The following is a 19,923-nucleotide window of genomic DNA, read 5'->3' on the forward strand; positions in this document are numbered from 1 at the left end:
ACGGGGTTAGAGCTTTTCGCCCTTGGGTGCCGCGACGAAGAGGCTGACGATGAAGGCCGCCATCGTAATCGCAACGGAAATCCAGAGCGCGGTGGTGTAGCCGGCGGAGGTGGCCTGGGCGGCGAACGGTGCCACGAGCACGACGCCGAGGCTCGCGCCGATGCCGAAGGAGGCGCCGTTGATGCCGGGCAGCGCCGCGGGTGCTTCCTTGGGTGAGAGCAGGACGGAGAGTCCGTTGATGGCGGTGAGGAAGAGGCCGTTGTAGAAGATGCCGAGGGCGGCGACGGCGATCAGGACAGCCACCTGGTTGTCGGAGAAGGTGGCGGCGGCGATGGCGCAGGCCAGGCTGAGCCCAGTTCCGGCCCGGAGGGTTTTTATCCAGCCGCGGCGGTCGGCAAGCCAGCCGGCGAGGGGCGCGGCGAAGACGCCGATCAGCGCGGCGGGGGTCAGGAACAGCAGGGCGGACAGGGAGGCGCTGAGCCCGAAGCCCTCGTGGATGTCCTGGCTGAGCAGCACCACGGTGAAGTTGATGATGGCGAAGATGCCGGCGAGGGTCAGGACGGTGGTGGCGATGACGGGCCAGACCTGGCGGGAGCGCAGGTGGTGGACGGCGATGAGCGGGTTGGTGCGCTTCTTCTCGATCATCCAGAAGGCGGCGAAGGACGCGACGGTGCCGGCGAGCAGGGCCAGCGTGCTGGGGGCGGTCCAGCCGGCGGCCGAGCCGCCGGAGACGAAGTAGGTGATGAAGACCAGGAACACGGACAGGGAGCCCGCGCCCCACCAGTCCATGGCGCCGCGCACTCCCTGCGGCCGCCCATTCGGGACGGTCTTGAGGATGCAGCCAGCGGCGATGGCCGTCAGGACCAGGACGACGACGAAGATGGACCGGAAGCCGAGGGTTTCGGCCATGAGGCCGCCGACGTAGCCGTCCACGCCGCCCACTCCCCCGTTGATGGCGGCGATGATGCCCACGGACGTGCCGAAGACGCGGGTCTGCAGGTTTTCGCTGAGCACGATGTAGGCGAGGGCGAAGACCGCGCTGGAGACGCCTTGGAGGAACCGGCCGGCGATGAGGATCGGCAGCGTGGGGGCGGCGATGCAGAGGATGGTGCCTGCGCCCATGATCCCGAGGACCAGGAGCAGGGCGGTGCGGCGGCCGATGAAGTCGCTCCAGCGTCCGATGACGGGCCCGGCGATGGCGCCGGCCAGGAAGAACATGGACTGGACGGGGGCTGCACTGTCAGCGCCCAGGCCGAAGGACGCCGCGATCTGCGGCAGCGCCGGGGTGACCATGCTGGCGTTGAGCTGGAAGGACAGCACGCCGAGCAGCAGCGTGGAGATCAGCAGGGCGGCGCGGCGGCCGCCGAGCTTTGTGTCATCGGCGACGGCGGCCGGCGGCGACGCGGCGACTGAGGTTGGGGTGTTCACATCAAACTCCTTTGTTCTGCAGGGCGGTTCCTGCCCTTGGGATGTGAGTTGTTATACAACCATGTATGACGCACAAGTTCAACAGTGCCGTACACTATTTCCTAATCCAGCCGCCTTGGCTTCACCCGATAGGACTTTTTCATGAGCACTCAGCTTCCTGCCGTCACCGTCGTCGGCAGCATCAACCTCGACATCATCGCCACCGCGGACCGGCTCCCCACCGCCGGGGAGACTCTCGGCAACGGCGTCCTCCAGCAGCAGCCGGGCGGCAAGGGAGCCAACCAGGCGGTGGCCGCCGCGCGCCTAGGCGCCAGCGTCCGGATGATCGGGGCGGTGGGCGACGACGGCTCCGGCCGCCTGATGCTGGAGTCACTGTCCCGAGCCGGCGTGGACACGTCGGATGTGGCAGTGCTCGACGGCGGCGCGACGGGTACCGCACTGATCGTGGTGGACCGCGACGGCGAGAACCAGATTGTGGTCTGCCCGGGGGCGAATTCTCGGTTCTCCCTGGAGGGCGTGGAGTTCGGGCCGGACGAGACGGTGCTGTGCCAGCTCGAGGTCGGCCTGCCGGTGGTGCTGGACGCTGCCCGGAGTTCCGCCGGGTTCTTCGTCCTGAACGCGGCCCCGGCGATGGACCTGCCGGCAGAGCTGCTGGAGCGCTGCGACCTGGTGATCGTGAATGAGACCGAGTACGAGCTGATTCCCGCCTTGGCCGACGCCAAGCTGGTGGCAGTGACGTACGGGAAGGACGGGTCGGCGATGTTCAAACACGGGCAGCGCGTGGCCGAGGCTCCGGCGTCGGCCGTGACGGTGGCGAACACCATCGGCGCCGGCGACGCGTTCTGCTCTGCCCTAGTGCTGGGGCTCGGGGCTGGGCTTGACTACTCAGCGGCGCTTGCCGTGGCCAACGCTGTCGGGGCGGATGCTGTGGGTGATCCGTCATCCCAGCCGGCGCTGGCTCGCTTGGAGGAGTACGTTGCCCGCGTAGCCGGTGCGGGAGTTGCTGCACGGTGAATTTGGTCTTTAGGCCGGCCACGCCGGCGGACTATTCAGAGGTCCGGAGAATCACGCGGGACGCGTACCTCCACGCCGGACATTTCACCGTCGACCATCCCTACATGAGTGTGCTGGACAACGTGGAACACCGGGCGGAGCATGCCGAGGTGTGGGTGGCCGAAGTCTCCGGCGTGGTGGTCGCGGCCGTGACGCTAACCTTCGCTGGCCAGCCGTACAGCGAGATCGCGGTGGAAAATGAGCTCGAATTCCGGATGCTCGCGGTTGATCCTGGTGTTCAGGGTGGCGGGATTGGGCGCTACGTAGTCCGCCGGGTCATCGAACACGCCCGCACGTTGCCCGGCATCCGCGCGATCGGCATTACAAGTGCGACGCTTATGGAACGGGCCCATCGTCTCTACGAATCCCTGGGCTTCCAGCGGGTTCCGGCCCGTGACTGGTACGTGCCCGACGAGGATGTGCTTCTTTGGGTGTTCCGGCGGGGGTGGAGCGGGCCCGGCGCGGGGCCTGGGCGGTCTCCTCAGCGAAGGTGCGCCGCGGACACAAGTACTCATCGCAGAAGAACCGCCGCTTCCACCAGCGCACCTCGACCGGCCCCGCGACGGGAATGTCACGGATCCACTGGGACCGGCGGGAATGCACCCGACCATAGACCACCCCGCACGCAGGGCAGCCGGCCTCGGCAGTTGACGCGGATCCGGCGCTGCCCGAAGGTGAGGAGTTCGGTCTCGGTGACACGGTAGTCGGGGAGATTGAAGACGACGGTGGCAGCGTCCGGGCGCTCGGCAGTAGGCGCAATCAAGGCTCGTAGCTCCTGACTTTGATGAATGCGTAGAGAACATCCATGACAGCAGGGCTACGAGCCCTTCAGCTTTCAAGCCACGGAACCCGATTCACCACCAACCGCGAAGAGCCCCCAACCCTGCCTTCGCTCGTAATGACCCCGGAATGGTCACGGGGTCTGCCTGTCGGCAGGGCTATGCCACTTCCACTCCCTCATGTCCTCAGCCTCGTAGCTGCCGCGGCCCTCCTAGGCGCTCGTCGCCGCCAAGATTGTCACCGCGCCGATTGTTCAGGGGCGAGACACCCGACGGCGGACGCCACACGCCGTTTGCACCCTGCAGAGATCCTCAAGACCGGCTCTGTTCGTCCCCAGTCACTCAAGAGGCTTGTGCCTCGCGACCGAGAAACGCCGCTGATTCTCGAAGCACTGAAAATCCACTCCAATCCTCAAAGCGGCGCATTCTATCGACGGTGGGCCAGCCTGCCGACGATCCGCCTGCGACGGTGGCCCGTAGCAAGCTCTCAAATTCCTGAAAATTGGGGTTGTCGTGCTGCTCCGGTTGGTGGTGGCGGAGCGCCAGCACGCGTGCTCCCAGGTCAACCAGCTCGTGTCCGTTGGCAAACCGTCGCCCCTTGCAGTAAGTGCAATCGGCCAAGTCATGCCGCCGACAACTCTTTGAGGCGTTATTTTTTGAATCTCGTCGAATCCAAGTAGTTTGCTCTTCGGACCAGCCCATCAACATCTGGAACTCGACAAGAACGACGTCGAAAGATGCAGCTTCCAGCGTTCGACAATAGCTATTCAGATTCTTCAAATCGCGAACACCAAACTTGCGACGCTTTCCATTCTGCTCATCGCGAATTCGCGTGGGAAGTGTGCGTCGGTTTGCGAGATCACGGATCATTCCAACGATGGTGGCTAATTCAAGGACGAACGCATGACAGTTTCGTGCCGATGCCCGGAATGATGACAACGAACCGTCCTGCTCCGCGAGTTTTCTAACAAGCAGCTCCTCGAAGCCGCGAAGACGTAGAAACAGGTCCGACTCCAGATCGCGGTGCTCACTCACTATGAGCCCCTTGTCCCCTAGGAGGTGGCTGTTATCTTCGCCATCGCAGTCAACCAGAAAAAGCGCGCGGCGCTTCTCATCTTCTGTCAAATAGTTCCAGGCACCAACGCAATTCGCTTTTCCCATCCCTTTTTGGAGGTGGACAGCATCAGCAAGAATCCCAGATAGCGCACTGGTGTCGGCATGACTCTCAGCAACAATGACGGCGTGATCTGGCGGGAGCGTCTGAAGAACCATCCGAATTTTCTGCCCCAATTGACTACCGTTGAACTGTAGGTTCGTCACACTGCATCATCCATCGGGAACTCGCATTCGGGCATCTGAGCAATCAAAGAGGGAGCATGCGATGCCATCAGAAATTTGAGTCGTCTACCCTTGCCCAAACTTATGAAGTCCGACAACAAATGATCCTGCCACGCTACATGCAGGGATATTTCTGGCTCGTCAATGATGACCAAAGAGTTCCTACGACGCCCAAAAATTAGGTCAAACGCAAGGATAACTAAATGCTGCTCACCAGAACTCAACTGGTCTGGCCGAATTTGGTATCCGTAGGCCGTCTCAAACATCACACCCCGGCGCCCACCGAGGTGAACACTTTTGTCGCTCAATCTGCGATCAAGAAACGCCTTGAAGGCGCTGAGTTGCGCCTCGGTTTCACTCAATTGGTCGAGACGCTCCAGCGTCGATCGCAGTATAGCTGCCACTACCTGTCGAACAGCCGATGGGTCACTGTCATCCGTAAGGAAGAGGTCATCTTCTTGTTCCTGAGTCTCCAATAGGCCGACAGTTCTCAAGCCTCGGCTTCTTTCTCTCACTTCACTCGCGAGATCGAGCACCTCATTTTGGGTCGGGCCATGTCCCGATCTCATGGCGTCAACAACCCTTCGCGATAACCGTAGGTCGAGCCGCTCAGTTCCTCGCCCATACCTTGCTTGGGCTTGCGAAAGAATGACCCCTATGTGGTGAGCCGCGGCCATGATCGCACGTTCGTCCAAGGCGCCGCGCGTCCCCATAACACCACTATCAGGCAGGTCCAAAGCCTCCTGGAGGCGTCGATCACTAATGAACTCAACGGGGAAAAACTTGGAGAATTCGTTCAACCAGATCGGCAGCTCTGGCTTGACCGTGTTGGAGTCCAGGTCTGCTAGGGCGGTTTTGGCTAACCGATAATCAGCAAACGATCGCGCACTTCTCGGTCCCCGCTCCGTTAGGCGCATAAGGGCACGCTCTGGATCGTAATCGCTATCTGCTAGAACCTCCCTAATGCTAATGGGTAAGTTTTGTAGGCTCTCACTTAGTCGGAGGTTGTGTGAACGTCCCCGCCAAGTGATTACCGCCTGATTCTTCCGGTCATTTTTTTCAACGACAAACTCATCTCCTGAATCAAAGACGAGCTGTAGCCGCAGAAACCGATACGAAAGTAGTTGAAATGTGTCGAGTTTACCGGCAGCATGAATGAGGCGCAGTACGGTTGACTTGCCACTACCGTTCGGGCCCGTGAGCACCGTGGGATGGTGGGCGCCTAGCACAATCCGCAGATCACGCTGACCAAACAATCCCGTAACCCTGACTTCGCGCAGCTGGCCTGTAGCTTGCATATAAATCGTTTTCCATCGTTAGCAGGTCGACGCTTCGACGTCATTGACTCCAATGCTGGCCCTTTCTGAGCCATTGGATGGGGCCGAAGGCACCCAACCAACCCTAGTGTCCGTTATTGCTTTTCGAACGGCTGGCACGCGCTAGCTTATGCGAAGCGTCGCTCACTGATGGCCGTTACCGCCTTGCAGGCGGGACTGCGGTCGGTGACCGCCGCTGCGGACACGTCACCTTCATCTGGACTACATCGGCAAACTTCGAGATTCGCCCATACAATGCATAGCAAGTACGTGCGTGATCGATGAATGCTGCACGGCAATGGGGACGCCGCCAGCGGAACGTCAAGAGGAAGCCAGCGCGCCCCACTGCCCGCAGCAAAGAAAGTGGGAGCCGTGGCCGGCAACAACAACGCCAACCTGGTGTGGAGCATCGCGAACATTCTGCGGGGCACCTACAAACCGGCGCAGTACGGCTCGGTGATCCTCCCGTTCACCATCCTCCGCCGCCTCGACTGCGTCCTGGAAAAAACCAAGGATGACGTCCTCGCAGAACAGAAGGCGAAGAATGACCTGAACATCCCGCTGGACACCTTCTTACAGAAGGCCTCGGGCCACAGCTTTTTTAACACCTCCCAGTTCAATTTTGCGAAGCTCCTCGATGACCCAACCAACATCAAGGCCAACATCCTCAACTACGTCCAGGGCTTCTCCGAGAACACCCGGGACATCTTCGAGCGCTTCGAGTTCTACAAGACGCTCGAGAAGCTGGACAGCGCAGACCTGCTATACCACGTCACCAAAGACTTCGCCACGATCGATCTCCACCCGGAGACCATCAGCAACATCGAGATGGGCCTCATGTTCGAGGAACTCATCCGCCGCTTCGCCGAAGCCTCCAACGAAACCGCCGGCGAGCACTTCACCCCGCGCGAAGTCATCCAGCTCATGGTCCAGCTCCTACTGAACTACGACGACGACGTCCTCACCAAAGAGGGCATCGTCCGCTCCATCTACGACCCCACCGCCGGAACCGGCGGCATGCTCACCGTCGCCCAGGAACACCTCCACGCCCTCAACCCCAGCGCCTCCCTCGTCGCGTACGGCCAAGAAATCAACGACGAGTCCTACGCCATCTGCAAATCCGACTTGCTGATCAAGGGGCAGGACATCTCCAAGATCTCCGTTGGCGACACTCTCGCCAACGACCAGAACATCGGCCAACAGTTCGACTTCATGCTCTCCAACCCGCCCTTCGGCGTCGAATGGAAGAAGATCCAGCCCCAGATCCAAAAAGAGCACGAGCTCCACGGCTTCGACGGCCGCTTCGGCCCCGGCCTCCCCCGCGTCAGCGACGGCTCCCTGCTGTTCCTGCTCCACCTGGTCCGCAAAATGCGCCCGGCGCACGACGGCGGCTCCCGCATCGGCATCGTCCTGAACGGCTCCCCGCTATTCACAGGCGGAGCCGGCTCCGGCGAGTCCGAGATCCGCAAATACCTGATCGAGAATGACTTCGTGGAGGCCATCATCGCGCTGCCCACGGACATGTTCTACAACACCGGCATCGCCACCTACATCTGGATCCTCTCCAACAGCAAGAAACAGAAACACCCGGAACGCGCCGGCAAGATCCAACTCATCAACGGCGTGGACTTCTTCCAGAAGATGCGCAAAAGCCTTGGTTCGAAGCGCAAGGAGCTCGGCCCGAAGGACATCTCGAGCATCGTCCGGCTGTACGGTGCTTTCGAGGACAACGGCGAGACCTCCAAGATCTTCAACAACCGCGACTTCGGATACTCCTCGATCACTGTCGAGCGTCCACTGAAACTCAACTTTGCCGTCACTCCGGAACGCATCGACGCCGTGCTGTCGCAGAAGCCGGTGGAGAGGCTGTCCGGCGACGACCGGCAGCTTCTCGAGAAGACGCTCACCCGGCTCGGCGAGAGCGAAACGAAACTCTGGAAAAACCGTGAAACATTCCTCAAGGCCCTCAAGCCGGCTCTCGCCAGCGCCGGTTTGAAGCTCAGCGCACCGGTCCTGAAGTCCGTGCTGGCTGGGCTCTCCGAGCGGGACGAAACCTCCGACGTCTGCAAGGGCCTCAAGGGGACACCTGAAGCAGACACGGACCTCCGCGACTCTGAAAACGTCCCACTGGGCGAGGACGTCACGGCCTACTTCGAACGCGAAGTCGTCCCCCACGCCCCCGACGCCTGGATTGATGAGTCCAAGGCCAAGGTCGGATACGAAATCCCCTTCACCAGGCACTTCTACAAGTACGTCGCGCCCAGGTCATTGGAGGAAATCGACACGGACCTCAACAAGCTCATCTCCGAGATCACGGACCTCCTCGCGGAGGTTGAGAAGTGACGAAGGGCAGGGCCTATCCGGAGTACAAAGCGACTGGGTTGAAGTGGCTCGGAGAGGTTCCTGCTTCTTGGGGCGTTGTTCCACTCTGGACCTTGTACTCTCGCGGGAAGTCCACGAACTTCCCTGACGAAGAACTCCTCTCGGTTTATCGCGATCATGGTGTCGTGCCGAAAAGCAGCAGGGGGGACAACTTCAACAAGCCGTCCGAAGATCTCAGTTCGTATCAGCTGGTCAAGCCGGGCGACATGGTCATCAACAAAATGAAGGCGTGGCAGGGTTCGGTGGCCATCTCTCGCCACCGGGGCATTGTCAGCCCCGCGTATTTTGTCTACGCGGGCCATCATGGAATGGATGACAGGTACTTGCATTACCTGTTGCGCTCCGAACGCTACATCACCGGTTATCTGAGCCTCTCCAAGGGCATTCGGATCAACCAGTGGGATTTGGACCCGACCTACCACTCACGCATGCCGGTATTGGTTCCGTCGCTGCAGGAACAGCGAGCAATTGTTAATCTTCTCGACCGTGAAACCGCACAGATCGACGAGCTGATCGGTAAACAGGAGCGGCTCATCGAGATGCTCGCCGAGAAGCGCCAAGCCGTAATCACCCAAGCCGTCACCAGGGGCCTGGACCCCATCGCCCCCACCAAACCCGCCGGCATCCCTTGGCTCGGCCAGATCCCAGCCCATTGGCAGGTATCCCCGGTGGGGTCGTGTGCCGTCCTGATCCAGACCGGTCCCTTCGGGAGCCAAATACACGCCGAGGACTACGTAGCTGGCGGAACGCCCCTCATCAACCCCTCGCACCTTGTTGAGGGTCGTATTGCGCCCAACCTTGAAGTGGCAGTTTCCGATGACAAAGCACAGGAACTTCGACGCCACGCCCTCCGGACAGGGGACGTGGTGGTTGCCCGCAGGGGCGAGCTCGGCCGAAATGCAGTATCAACAGAACAAGACGAAGGGTTCCTCTGCGGGACAGGGTCGTTGCTCGTACGTCTGCAGACAAATGCATACCTGCCCGAATACTTTTCCCTGGTATTCGGCGGGCAGCACACGCGCGACCGTCTTTCCCTGCAGTCAATCGGGGCAACTATGGACAACCTGAACGCTGGTCTCATCGCTCGGCTGCGACTCGTTCGTCCTCCGATAACTGAACAGGAATCAATACTGCAGTGGCTTAGCGAAACGACCGACGTGCTCGACAAAACCACCCGCAAGGCTGTCCGGTCTATCGACTTGCTGCGCGAACGGCGGTCTGCCCTCATCTCTGCTGCGGTGACCGGCAAAATTGATGTTAGAGAAGGAGCAGCATAGCCATGACTCTGCCTCAGTGGCATGGATTCATTGACCCTGTCCTGCGGATCATGTCGGATGGCCAAGTCCGTCGGAACGCTGAAATCAGGACCGCTGTGGCTGAGCGCACCCGCCTGAGCGAAGAGGACATGGCAGAGGTCATGTCTTCCGGTGAGGCACGCTGGTCCAACCGGATCAATTGGGCGGTTTTCGATTCCATGAAGGCCGGCTTGCTGGTGCGCGAGGCACGCGGGCAGTACAAGATTAGTGACGAGGGCCTCCGCCGGGTGTCCTCGACTGCGGAAATCACTTACCAGACGCTGCTGGAATACGAGTCCTACCGCGCGTACCAGAACACGTCGAAGACTCCCAAGAAGACGGCTTTGCCCGGCGAAGAACCGGTTACCGTGGTCTCCAAAGTAGCGGTCGACGCCGATCCTTCCGAGGCCCTCGAGCAGTCCGCGGACCAGCTCAACCGTGTGGTCATCGACGAGATTTACCGCAATCTCCTCGAGCTCTCCCCCGACGCCTTCGAACGCCTCATTCCGTTTGTCGTGAGGGCGCTTGGATACGGAACAGACCGTGAAGACAACCTCAAGCCCACGCAGCGATCAGGCGACAAGGGCATCGACGGAATTGTCTGGCAGGACGCGCTCGGTTTCGACAGGGTGTACCTGCAGGCCAAGCGCTATTCCGAGGGAAACAATGTCGGAGCACCCGAGGTTCAGGCCTTCAGCGGCGCCCTGGGTCAGTTCCGCGCGACCAAGGGCATCTTCATCACTACCTCGACGTTCACCACCGGGGCGCGTGCTGTCGCCACCGACACTGCGCACTACACGCTGATTCTCATCGACGGGCAGCGGTTGGCGTCGCTCATGTTCGAGTACGGCGTGGGCGTTCAGGTAGACCGGACCGTCGTCGTGAAGAAGCTGGATCAGGACTTTTTCGATAGTTTCTAAGGGGAACACAGTGGCGCAGCACAACGAAGTGACTTTCGAGGACGAGATCTGCCAGGCCCTTGCGGCCGAGGGCTGGATCTATGAACCTAACCGCAAAGCCGGCGAGCTCTACGACGCTACCCGCGCGCTTGTGCCGGAGGACGTCTTCGCGTGGCTGGCGGACACGCAGCCGCAAGAGCTGGCGAAGGTCCTGAAGCCGACGGACTCCCCCGCCGAGCGCGACATCGCAAAGCGGCTGCTGTTGGACCGGCTGTGCAAGGTCCTGGACAAGCCGGCCGCCAAGGAAGCCGGCATGCTCTCTGTGCTGCGCACGGGGTTCAAGGATGTCGCCGCGAAGTTCGACATGTGCCAGTTCAGGCCGGCCATGGGCCTGAACCCGGAGACGCTGGAGCGTTACGGCAAGGTCCGCCTGCGAGTGATCCGGCAGGTGCACTACTCCGCGGTGGACACTATGAAGAGCATCGACTTGGTGCTGTTCGTCAACGGTCTGCCGGTCGCGACCATTGAGCTCAAGACTGACTTCACGCAGAACATCAATGACGCCGTCGAGCAGTACCGCCAGGACCGGCTGCCCCGCAATGGCAAGAACAAGGATGAGCCGCTCCTGTCCTTCGGCCGCCGCGCCCTGGTGCACTTCGCCGTCAGCAACGACGAAATCCAGATGACCACCCAACTTAAGGGCAAGGACACCTACTTCCTGCCCTTCAACCTCGGGAATGACGGCCACGCCGGCAACCCGGTCAACCCCAAGGGATCTGCCACCAGCTACCTGTGGGAACAGGTTCTGCAGCGCGATTCCTGGCTGAACATCATCGGCAAGTTCCTGCACCTGCATATCAGCGACAAAACCGACCCCGTGACCGGCGAGCGGGAAGTCCGCAAGTCCCTGCTGTTCCCCCGCTACCACCAGTGGGACGTAGTCAACCAGCTCATCGAGACCGCCCGTGCCGAGGGTACGGGCCACCGCTACCTGGTCCAGCACTCCGCCGGCTCCGGCAAGACCAACTCGATCGCGTGGACCGCGCACCAGCTCAGCTCCCTGCACGGCCCAGACAACGAGAAGATCTTCGACTCAGTCATCGTCGTCACCGACCGGACCGTGTTGGATGCCCAACTGCAGGACGCGATCTACCAGATTGAGCACAAGTCCGGCGTCGTCGTTCCCATCCGCGGCAACGGCGGTTCCAAGTCCGCCGAACTCACCGCGGCGCTGGTGGCGCGGACGCCGATCGTCATTGTCACCATCCAGACCTTCCCGTTCGCGCTGAAGGCCATCGCTGATTCCCAGGCGCTGAAGGGCCGGAACTTCGCGATAATCGCGGACGAGGCGCACTCCTCTCAGACCGGGTCCACCGCGAACAAGCTGAAGAAGGTGCTGTCCGCGGAGGAACTGGCGGACGTCAACGATGGCGGCGAGTTCGACGTCGAAAGCTACCTGGCGGCTGAAATGGCCGAGCGTGCCGATGCCAAGAACATCAGCTACTTCGCCTTCACCGCCACGCCCAAGGCCAAGACGCTGGAGCTGTTCGGCCGGAAGGGCCCGGACGGGCTGCCGCAGCCGTTCCACCTGTACTCCATGCAGCAGGCCATCGAGGAGCGCTTCATCCTGGACGTGCTGCAGAACTACACTAGCTACAAGGTGGCGTACCGGCTCACCCACGAGGGCCGGGACTACGACTCGGACGACGCCCAAGTGGAAAAGTCCGAGGCGCTCAAGTCCCTAATGAACTGGGTGAAGCTGCACCCGTACAACATCAGCCAGAAGGTCCAGGTACTCGTGGAGCACTTCCGCGCCAACGTCGCCTGGCGCCTCGACGGCAAGGCCAAGGCCATGGTGGTCACCGGCTCCCGCAAGGAAGCCGTCCGGTACAAGCTCGCGATCGACAAGTACATCCACGACGCCGGCTATTCCGGGCTGGGCACCATGGTAGCCTTTTCCGGCGAAGTGAACGACGACGAATCCGGCCCCGAGGCGTTCACCGAGCTCAACATGAATCCCGGGCTCAAGGGCCGCACGCTGCCCGAAGCGTTCACGACCGACGAGTACAAGATCATGCTGGTGGCCAACAAGTTCCAGACCGGTTTCGACCAGCCGCTGCTCGTCGCGATGTACGTGGACAAAAAGCTCTCCGGAGTCTCGGCCGTGCAGACCCTGTCGCGGCTCAACCGCACTGCTGTGGGCAAGGACCAGACCTTTGTGCTGGACTTCGTCAACGATCCGGACGAGATCTTGGCGTCCTTCCAGCCGTACTTCCGCGAGGCCGCTCTGGAAGGCGTCTCCGATCCGAACGTGGTGCACGATCTCCAAGCCAAGCTCGACGCCGCACAGATCTACCTCGAGTCCGAGGTAGACGGGCTCGTCAAGTCCTACGTCCTGGAGGCAGGCAACAACGCGCTCTCCGGCTGGGTGACCCCGGCCAAGTCCCGCTTCAACACCCGGTACAACGCCGCCGTAGCCGAAGGCGACAAAGCCGCCCAGGACGAACTTGACCTGTTCCGGAAGGACCTCGGATCGTTTGTCCGCGCCTACGACTTCCTCTCGCAGATTGTGGACTTCGCGGACACGGATCTGGAGAAGCGGTCGATCTACTACAAGCACCTCCTGTCGGTTCTGCGTGTGAACGACGCCAGGGTGGCGCTGGACCTATCCGGCGTGGTGCTCGCGAAGTACGCGCTCAAGGACAAGGGACAGGCCCAGCTGCAGCTCTCGGGTGAGGACGCCCTGCTGAAGCCGCCGACCGAGGTAGGTACGGGGCAGGCCAAGGATCCTGTGCTGGCGACGTGGGAAGAGATCATCCAGCAAGCCAACCTGCCGTTCGAGGGGGAGGAGCTCGATGCCGTGGCGCACTTCGTCGAAGGTGTACGGCGAGAGCTGGTGAAGAACGAGACGCTGCAGAAGCAGGCGCAGAACAACTCTCGGAGCCACTTCGGCAGCAGCCCAGACTTGGAGTCCGCCGTAACGGATGCGGTATCCAACTCCATGGACAGCCATTACAACCTGAGCCTTCAGGCTCTCGGCGACAAGACGAAGATGAAGGCGCTGCTCAAGATGTTAAGCGAGCTAGTTTACGAGGAGATGCAGGCGTGAGCGTGAATGCGATTGTCGAGTGGTACCTCGACTGATGAAACAGACATACAATTTCTACCCTCCGGAATGCACTAATCCGACCACTTTCATCCTCGACTGGAACATCGCAACTAGGTTTGAGGGTCTACATAAGGGCCAACTATTCACTGGCTCACCGGAGATCCAGGCCAGACTCCTCGACTTGGCCGCTAGAATCCAGCCTGAAAGTGCTGTCCTCATCGGTTACGCAGCAAGCGAGCCGGAAGCCCGACCCACAGGTGATCCCAACGATTTGGACAGGCAAAACTACCGGATGGATGTCGCTCAGACTTTTATTCGCCTCGGAGCCTCCGGCCTTCAGCAGATTTTTGACGGATCCAAAGATCCCACGATGATTCAAATATCGCCTCACAACGAAGACCGGATCAACCCCAATCAGCACGCCGAGCAGTTCCTAACAGCGAGTTACTGCTTACTCCTGAAGGCCACAAGCTTGTGGCTAGAGGGACTTCGAGGTCTAGAGGGGTTTCGCGAATTGGCTTTCTTCCAAAAGCATGAACTGCGTTTTATGCCGAGCCGTGAGTTTCTTTTGGGGTGCGGAATTTTTGTTGGTACAGGTGCGCACCAGCAGAACTGCCTCACAGTTCTCAAATTGAACAAACTCCGTTCCGGTTCTGCAACTGTCTCAAATATCTGGGGAGCCGCATGGGATCTGCATTACTCCAGACTTATAGACTTTGGAAAGGGCAACAATCCGATTCTTCAGATTCGGCCGCCGGCAGTGTTCGTTACTGAGGACAACAGGCTTGCCGACGTCCTAGCTGCGACACGATCCATAGCAGTGGGAACCATGCCGGATGGCCAAGACATTGGTTACGACGGAATCCATGAAGAATTTTTCGAGCCCAACCAGTGGGTTGAAGTTAGTGCGCATCTGGCCATAGAAAACGATCGTATTAGTAGCGGCAAGGGAATTACAGTCAACGCGGCGGCGACCAAGAGTCGATACCATATTCGGCACCTGCAAAAGCGGATTACTGGCGTGGTAGACGAGAGAGTGTTGAAAAACATCGGACCCGAATGACATTTGCACTAAATCTGCTGAACTCTGTAATCATTACTGCGCCACCGCAGCAGCCGTTGCAAACACGTCCGCCGGCATGGGACGGTGCAGCTTCCAGGTGATCGCGATCGGCATCTCCCCCTCGTGCTGCACATAGTCCACCTGGCCAAGGCTCGTGTACGGAACAGTCAGGCCGGTCTCGTCCTCTGAAGTATTTCGGGTGAAGATCAGGATCTTCGAGCCGTACGAGGCCCGGTCCAGGTACCGTCGACCAGTTGGGCTTCCGGGTGACGTCGCGTTCTGCGATTCCCAATGGAACAGCCCCGGGCTGATGGCATAGTCCTTGTACATAGTCGTCACCGAGTGCTTCTTGTCATCCTTGTTGAGAGTGACAAAGAAGGCGTCGGTAGACGTAGCCGGACACCAAGCAACGCCCTCGCGGTGCTGCACGTTCTTACCCAGCTCCAGCGATCCATATTGCAGGGCCGCCAGGACCTCTTCACGGCGGTACGTCGCATGCGAAAGCAGCGGAACAAGTTGCAGACCGGCGCCGAGACCCTTGGCAGCATGCTTGGAGGCAGCAACTCCCAGCTTCACAATCTGGCGGATCTCGCTGCAGACAAACTGGTAGCCGCGCAGGTACTCCAGCCCGGCGTCGTACGTCTGAAAACCGCCGCCGTCGTCCCACAGTGTGTAGAACAGCATCCGGGCGAATGTTTGCTCACGCATTCCAAGCTCCGCGTAGCGGGGCGCCTCGGGGCTGACCAGCATCGAGTACGCCTCAGCGCGTTCCGGGTCGTCCACGTGGATAAGCGCAGCCATGCGGCTCAGGAGCTTCTTCTCATCAGTATCCGCGAGCTCCTGGATCCTCCCGCTGAGGACTCCCTCCAGCGGTGAGAACCCATTGATCAGCCCCGCTTGGCGGAGGTAGCCGGTCCAGGAATCCCTGGTCGAACGGTAGATCGACTTCACGTCGTTACCGGACTGCTCCAGATAGGCCTCCAGCTCGGTCTCCGCATACGAAGCGATGTCCCGGACCAGCTGTGCCCGGTTGAACCGCAGCTGTGCCTTGATGTTGTCCAGCACCACCTTCTGCGCCACGCGGTCCAGCACGATCTGCGAGCCCGAGGGCAGGTACGGGAACTCCTTCTCGACGGCCTTCTCCAGCTCCTTGCGCCCGTAGCCGGTCAGCGCCCGGTAGCGCAGATCGAAGCGGAACTCTCGGCGCTGCTGGCCGATGAAATCCATGATCGTCAGCACGGCCTTGCCCTGGGCACGGCGCAGCCCGCGTCCCAGCTGCTGGAGGAAGATCGTGGCGCTCTGCGTGGGCCGGAGCAGCAGGATGGTGTCCACCTGCGGCAGGTCCAGCCCTTCGTTGAAAAGGTCGACGGCGAAGATGCAGTTGATCTCCCGCTGGCGGAGGCGCTCAAGCGCCGCTGCGCGGTCGGCGTCGTCTGTGCTGCCGTCGACGGCAACGGAGGCGATACCGGCGCGGTTGAACACTTCGGCCATGTAGTGGGCGTGCTGGACCGAGACGCAGAAGCCGATGGCGCGCATCTGGTCGGTGCTGGTGACTTTGTCGCGGAGTTCGCGGATCACCTTGGCGGCGCGGGCGTCGTTGCCGGTGTAGAGGTTGTTCAGCTGCGTGGTGTCGTAGTTGCCGCGCTTCCATTCCAGCTGGCTCAGATCGACGTCGTCCGAAACGCCGAAGTAGTGGAACGGCACCAGCAGGTCTGCGTCCAAGGCGTCCCACAGCCTCAGCTCGCTGGCAGTGCGGCCGTCGAAGAACTGCTTGGCGACGTCGACTCCATCGCCCCGTTCCGGAGTCGCAGTCAGGCCGAGAAGCTGCTGCGGCTGCAGGTGGTCCAGCAGACGACGGTAGGTGGGTGCCATGGCGTGGTGGAACTCATCAATAACCACGACGTCGAAGAAGTCGGGCTCCAGCTGTTCGATGCCGAGCGAGGACAGCGACTGGACGGAGGCGAAGATGTGCTTCCACTGCCTGGGTTTATGCTCCCCAACGTAAAGTTCGCCGAAGGCACCGTCCTGCATGACGTCGCGGTACGTGCGCATAGCATGGTTGAGGATTTCCTGGCGGTGAGCGACGAAGAGCATCTTCAGATCACGGCCCGCCGCCTCGCACAGGCGCTTGTAGTCTAGGGCCGCGATCACAGTCTTGCCGGTGCCGGTGGCAGCTACCAGTAGGTTGTGGTTGAAGCCTTTGAGACGCTCGGCCTCCAGCTCCTCGAGCATCTCTTCCTGGTGGATAAACGGCTGAACTTCGAGACCAGTGGCCGTGCCCGGGACTGCCGTGCGCCGTCCGCCGTTGCGTTCCAGTGCGGCGTCCAGCTTTTCGCCGTCGCGTTCCGGATCGTAGCTTTGAAAGGCGCGCTGCTCCCAATAGCTGTCGAAGGTGACCTCGAACTTCTGCAGCAGCGTGGGTGTGCCGACTGAGCTGAGCCGGACGTTCCATTCGAGGCCGTCAAGAAGCGCAGCCTGGCTCAGGTTGGAACTGCCGACGTAAGCGGTGTCGAAGCCGGAGTTCCGGCGAAATAGCCAGGCCTTGGCGTGCAAGCGGGTGGCCTGGGTTTCGTAATTGATCTTCACTTCGGCGCCGTATCTGTTGACGAGCTCGTCGATGGCCCGGCGTTCGGTGGCGCCCATGTACGTGGTAGTAAGGACTCTCAGCCGGGCTCCCCGCTCCTTGAGTTCTTCAAGCGCCGGCTGGAGAAGGCGGAGTCCGGTCCAGCGGACGAAAGCACAGAGCAAGTCGACGGTGTTGGCAGATTCAATCTCGGCCCGAAGCTCGGCTGCGAGGTTTGGATCGTCCTTGCTGTTGGTGAGCAGGGCCGAATCACTCAGCTTTGTGGTGGGGCGGCGGAGATTGCGGCGCTTGAGCTTGTCCGAGCGGTGGAGCGACTGGAGCTGGGTGGGACCGGGGGCGATGCGGTCTGCGGTGTTCAGTTCCTGGAGGAGCTTGTTCGCGAGGGCGACACGTTCGGCGGGTTTGGCTGCGGCGAGAGCTCGCCGAACGGCGTTTGCGACGTGGCGGGAGAGGATGTCCGGGGAGTCTTCGTCGTTTACGTCTGCGAAGACTGGCTGGAGTCCTTGCCCTTGCCTCAGGTGATCACCGAGGACATCCGTGCTAAGCAGTTCGTACAAGCCCTCGGGCAGCTGCTCCGCTGCCAATCCCCCATTAGATGTAGTCACTGCGCCAGGGTATTTCCTGCGGGCGGTAATGACCAATGACAGAGAACGGGCGTGGCCCACGGCGTAATTGGTCAGTCGTCGCCTCAGGTACCATCGGGGCTAGACAATGCTTACGCCTCCCTCCGGACCAAAACCAAATGCGAGAACTCTCGGCCCTACTTTCCCCTTCAACCGTCCGCTCGGTTGCCGTCGGCGCACCCAACGACGTTGCCTCGAGGGGGGCCGAACTGCTCATCTCGAACAGTCTGATGCTGCCGGGAGAAGGACTGTCGGTCGGGCTACGCAGACTCGCCCAGCGTCTAGAGAGCACGTATCGCACGGAACAGGTTTACAAAAACCGCCTGGTCTCAAAGCTTCTATTTGGTGTCCATAAAATCTCAACCGCAACAATTCTGCAAGAATTTCGCGTCGAATCTTCCGTTGCTGACGTCGTTCTTATCAACGGATCCGGTCATGTATTTGAGATCAAAACGGAACTCGACAACTCCATCAAACTTGCGAAGCAGCTGGCGGACTACCGGCGAGCATTCCGCCTGATAAGCATCGTCACCCATCACTCCTTGGCTGATAAGTACGCCGATCTCATCGAGGGGACAAACGTGGGATTAGTCGTCTGGACCCCGCGGAAAACTCTGTCAACCAGAGTTGCGGCGGTGGAAAGCTCCTCACATTTGGACGTAATGACAATGATGCAATGCTTGAGGAAGGATGAATACACCGACATAGTCCATCGGGTGACTGGGCGTCCAATCGATGTACCAAATACACAACGATTTCGCACCTATGCCGAGGCGACCAGAGAAATCCCGGCAAAAGTGTACTCTGTCCTCATGGAGGGGCAGCTCCGCAAACGAGGTGTTGCCGCAGCTGATCTTATAGGGGACCAGCGTCTGATACCCATAAGGGCGGCCGTGTTGAAGGTTAATCCGAGCGCCGCCCAGATGGAACGGATACTGAAATGGCTAGATGGGGGACAGTAAGTATGTATTTTCCTTTTCTTCGCGGGAAGCAGTTCGAGCTCTTGGCGATCAAGGAAATGGCGCACGAGCTTGGCCGGCTTGGAAACTTCCATCCCGTCATCGAACCGGTGAAGGACATCAGAGGAAATGGGGGGTTTGCCCGAGGACTGCAAGCGCTCGCATCGGCAGCCGTTCCATCGACTGTCATCGTTAATCCGCAGGTCGGTGAACTCGCAAAACTAGATTCCAATCCCGACGCCGTTATCAGAGACTTACGGCCCCTTTTAGATGCGGACCGGTCCCTTCGTCTGGGACTCGTGCTTAGCTCCGAACGGCAAGTCTCAGAGGCGGTCTTGGCACTCCGACGGTGGAACATTCATAGACCCGTAGACCTCATCTACACCGATGCCGTCCTACCGCTTGAGTCCATGATGGAAATCCAATCCAACTTGGACATAGGGCTTCATTTCTTAGATGGTAAGGAGTCTGTGCGTCGATATCGTAAAGTTTTCCCGAATCCACAGTCTGTTCTGCTGAGGGACAGATTTCCCAGAAAGCCCCGTAATCAAGACTACGTCGATGTACGTGAGTCCGTCTTCTCGGAAGATCATCTCTTTTTTAAAGACGACGGGTATGTCGGTTTCGGTGACTATCAAACGGTTGGCACCTATTATGCGGAGGGAGGATCACTTCCCAGGACGGTCGCGATTCACCTGACTTATCTTGACGGAAGCGACAATGCCGTTTATATCAGACATTTCTGTTCAGATTCTAATAACGGCACTTCTGACACGGCCGGTAAATTCAGCGAGGCCGTAAGGAAGCTTCTTGAATTCACCGATGTTCGAAGAATCCAGAATCCTTCGATTGATGCTTTCCGCAAATATCACTTCAGCGGAAACTTCCCTGGGCTCGGCATGCTAAAAAAACTGTCGATACAGAACCACCTCTACGTCATGGCTAGTGCTCTCGAGGTTCGATGAACGGGTGCAAGCATTGTTTCTCTGAAGCCAGTCCGGTCGAGCTTGTGACGATAGACCCAAAGATTGGAACTTGCGATTTTTGTGATCTGCACGGCCAAGAGGTTTGGACTACGACGGAGTGGACAGAACA

14 protein-coding genes and 1 pseudogene are annotated in these 19,923 nt (G+C 60.1%); 9 read left to right on the forward strand and 6 right to left on the reverse strand.

Translation table 11 applies throughout. The annotated features are described in order from the left end of the window. Nucleotides 1-6: 6 nt before the first annotated feature. Complete coding sequence (locus tag ACFQ50_RS07510) at nucleotides 7-1,428, reverse strand: MFS transporter (RefSeq protein ID WP_377994899.1); 1,422 nt, start codon at nucleotides 1,426-1,428, stop codon at nucleotides 7-9. A 141-nt stretch (nucleotides 1,429-1,569) separates the two neighbouring features. On the opposite strand from ACFQ50_RS07510, the gene ACFQ50_RS07515 reads away from it, so the two are divergent. Both ACFQ50_RS07515 and ACFQ50_RS07520 read left to right on the forward strand, forming a co-directional pair. Beyond that, nucleotides 1,570-2,442: a ribokinase gene (locus ACFQ50_RS07515; protein ID WP_377994900.1), complete on the forward strand. Its 873-nt coding sequence runs from the start codon at nucleotides 1,570-1,572 to the stop codon at nucleotides 2,440-2,442. 104 nt (nucleotides 2,443-2,546) lie between these two features. Continuing rightward, nucleotides 2,547-2,807: pseudogene (locus ACFQ50_RS07520) on the forward strand (GNAT family N-acetyltransferase); the annotation flags it as partial. Nucleotides 2,808-2,817: 10 nt separating this feature from the next. On the opposite strand, the gene ACFQ50_RS07525 reads toward ACFQ50_RS07520, so the two are convergent. From ACFQ50_RS07525 to ACFQ50_RS07540, 4 genes are all read right to left on the reverse strand, one after another. Continuing rightward, nucleotides 2,818-3,099, reverse strand: a complete 282-nt coding sequence (locus ACFQ50_RS07525; protein WP_377994976.1) for a hypothetical protein — start codon at nucleotides 3,097-3,099, stop codon at nucleotides 2,818-2,820. Continuing rightward, the gene (locus ACFQ50_RS07530) at nucleotides 3,053-3,244 is read right to left on the reverse strand and encodes a hypothetical protein (protein ID WP_377994978.1); all 192 of its coding nucleotides are present in this window, start codon (nucleotides 3,242-3,244) and stop codon (nucleotides 3,053-3,055) included. The genes ACFQ50_RS07525 and ACFQ50_RS07530 overlap by 47 nt, the downstream gene beginning before the upstream one ends. Nucleotides 3,245-3,602: 358 nt before the next feature. Continuing rightward, nucleotides 3,603-4,580, reverse strand: a complete 978-nt coding sequence (locus ACFQ50_RS07535; RefSeq protein ID WP_377994901.1) for a hypothetical protein — start codon at nucleotides 4,578-4,580, stop codon at nucleotides 3,603-3,605. Further along, nucleotides 4,577-5,896, reverse strand: coding sequence for an AAA family ATPase (locus ACFQ50_RS07540; protein WP_377994902.1), 1,320 nt, complete (start codon nucleotides 5,894-5,896; stop codon nucleotides 4,577-4,579). Before ACFQ50_RS07540 ends, ACFQ50_RS07535 begins: the two co-directional genes overlap by 4 nt. A gap of 390 nt (nucleotides 5,897-6,286) precedes the next feature. On the opposite strand from ACFQ50_RS07540, the gene ACFQ50_RS07545 reads away from it, so the two are divergent. The 5 genes from ACFQ50_RS07545 to ACFQ50_RS07565 all read left to right on the forward strand — a co-directional run bounded on the left by ACFQ50_RS07545 (nucleotide 6,287) and on the right by ACFQ50_RS07565 (nucleotide 14,662). Further along, complete coding sequence (locus tag ACFQ50_RS07545) at nucleotides 6,287-8,257, forward strand: N-6 DNA methylase (protein ID WP_377994903.1); 1,971 nt, start codon at nucleotides 6,287-6,289, stop codon at nucleotides 8,255-8,257. Beyond that, entirely contained in the window at nucleotides 8,254-9,573 is a 1,320-nt protein-coding gene (locus ACFQ50_RS07550; RefSeq protein WP_377994904.1) for a restriction endonuclease subunit S, read from the forward strand. The genes ACFQ50_RS07545 and ACFQ50_RS07550 overlap by 4 nt, the downstream gene beginning before the upstream one ends. A gap of 2 nt (nucleotides 9,574-9,575) precedes the next feature. Beyond that, a complete protein-coding gene (locus tag ACFQ50_RS07555) occupies nucleotides 9,576-10,511 on the forward strand; it encodes a restriction endonuclease (protein ID WP_377994905.1) in 936 nt (311 codons plus the stop codon). Nucleotides 10,512-10,521: 10 nt separating this feature from the next. Continuing rightward, entirely contained in the window at nucleotides 10,522-13,599 is a 3,078-nt protein-coding gene (locus ACFQ50_RS07560) for a type I restriction endonuclease subunit R (RefSeq protein ID WP_377994906.1), read from the forward strand. A 181-nt stretch (nucleotides 13,600-13,780) separates the two neighbouring features. Continuing rightward, nucleotides 13,781-14,662, forward strand: coding sequence for a hypothetical protein (locus ACFQ50_RS07565; RefSeq protein WP_377994907.1), 882 nt, complete (start codon nucleotides 13,781-13,783; stop codon nucleotides 14,660-14,662). A gap of 33 nt (nucleotides 14,663-14,695) precedes the next feature. Here ACFQ50_RS07565 and ACFQ50_RS07570 read toward each other — a convergent pair whose 3' ends face one another. Next, nucleotides 14,696-17,851, reverse strand: a complete 3,156-nt coding sequence (locus ACFQ50_RS07570) for a DUF3427 domain-containing protein (RefSeq protein ID WP_377994908.1) — start codon at nucleotides 17,849-17,851, stop codon at nucleotides 14,696-14,698. Between the two features lie 137 nt (nucleotides 17,852-17,988). Between ACFQ50_RS07570 and ACFQ50_RS07575 the strand changes: the two genes are divergently transcribed. Then, nucleotides 17,989-18,831, forward strand: a complete 843-nt coding sequence (locus ACFQ50_RS07575) for a sce7726 family protein (protein WP_377994909.1) — start codon at nucleotides 17,989-17,991, stop codon at nucleotides 18,829-18,831. Then, nucleotides 18,810-19,793, forward strand: a complete 984-nt coding sequence (locus tag ACFQ50_RS07580) for a sce7725 family protein (RefSeq protein WP_377994910.1) — start codon at nucleotides 18,810-18,812, stop codon at nucleotides 19,791-19,793. Before ACFQ50_RS07575 ends, ACFQ50_RS07580 begins: the two co-directional genes overlap by 22 nt. The last annotated feature ends 130 nt before the right edge of the window (nucleotides 19,794-19,923 follow it).

The sequence above is a fragment of the Arthrobacter sp. NPDC056493 genome (assembly GCF_042795115.1).
Classification (GTDB): Bacteria; Actinomycetota; Actinomycetes; order Actinomycetales; family Micrococcaceae; genus Arthrobacter.

Coding starts and splice junctions, on each gene's coding strand:
- ACFQ50_RS07555 (WP_377994905.1), top strand. CDS start 9,576: ATGACTCTGCCTCAGTGGCATGGATTCATTGACCCTGTCCTGCGGATC.
- ACFQ50_RS07540 (WP_377994902.1), bottom strand. CDS start 5,896: ATGCAAGCTACAGGCCAGCTGCGCGAAGTCAGGGTTACGGGATTGTTT.
- ACFQ50_RS07575 (WP_377994909.1), top strand. CDS start 17,989: ATGCGAGAACTCTCGGCCCTACTTTCCCCTTCAACCGTCCGCTCGGTT.
- ACFQ50_RS07515 (WP_377994900.1), top strand. CDS start 1,570: ATGAGCACTCAGCTTCCTGCCGTCACCGTCGTCGGCAGCATCAACCTC.
- ACFQ50_RS07580 (WP_377994910.1), top strand. CDS start 18,810: ATGGCTAGATGGGGGACAGTAAGTATGTATTTTCCTTTTCTTCGCGGG.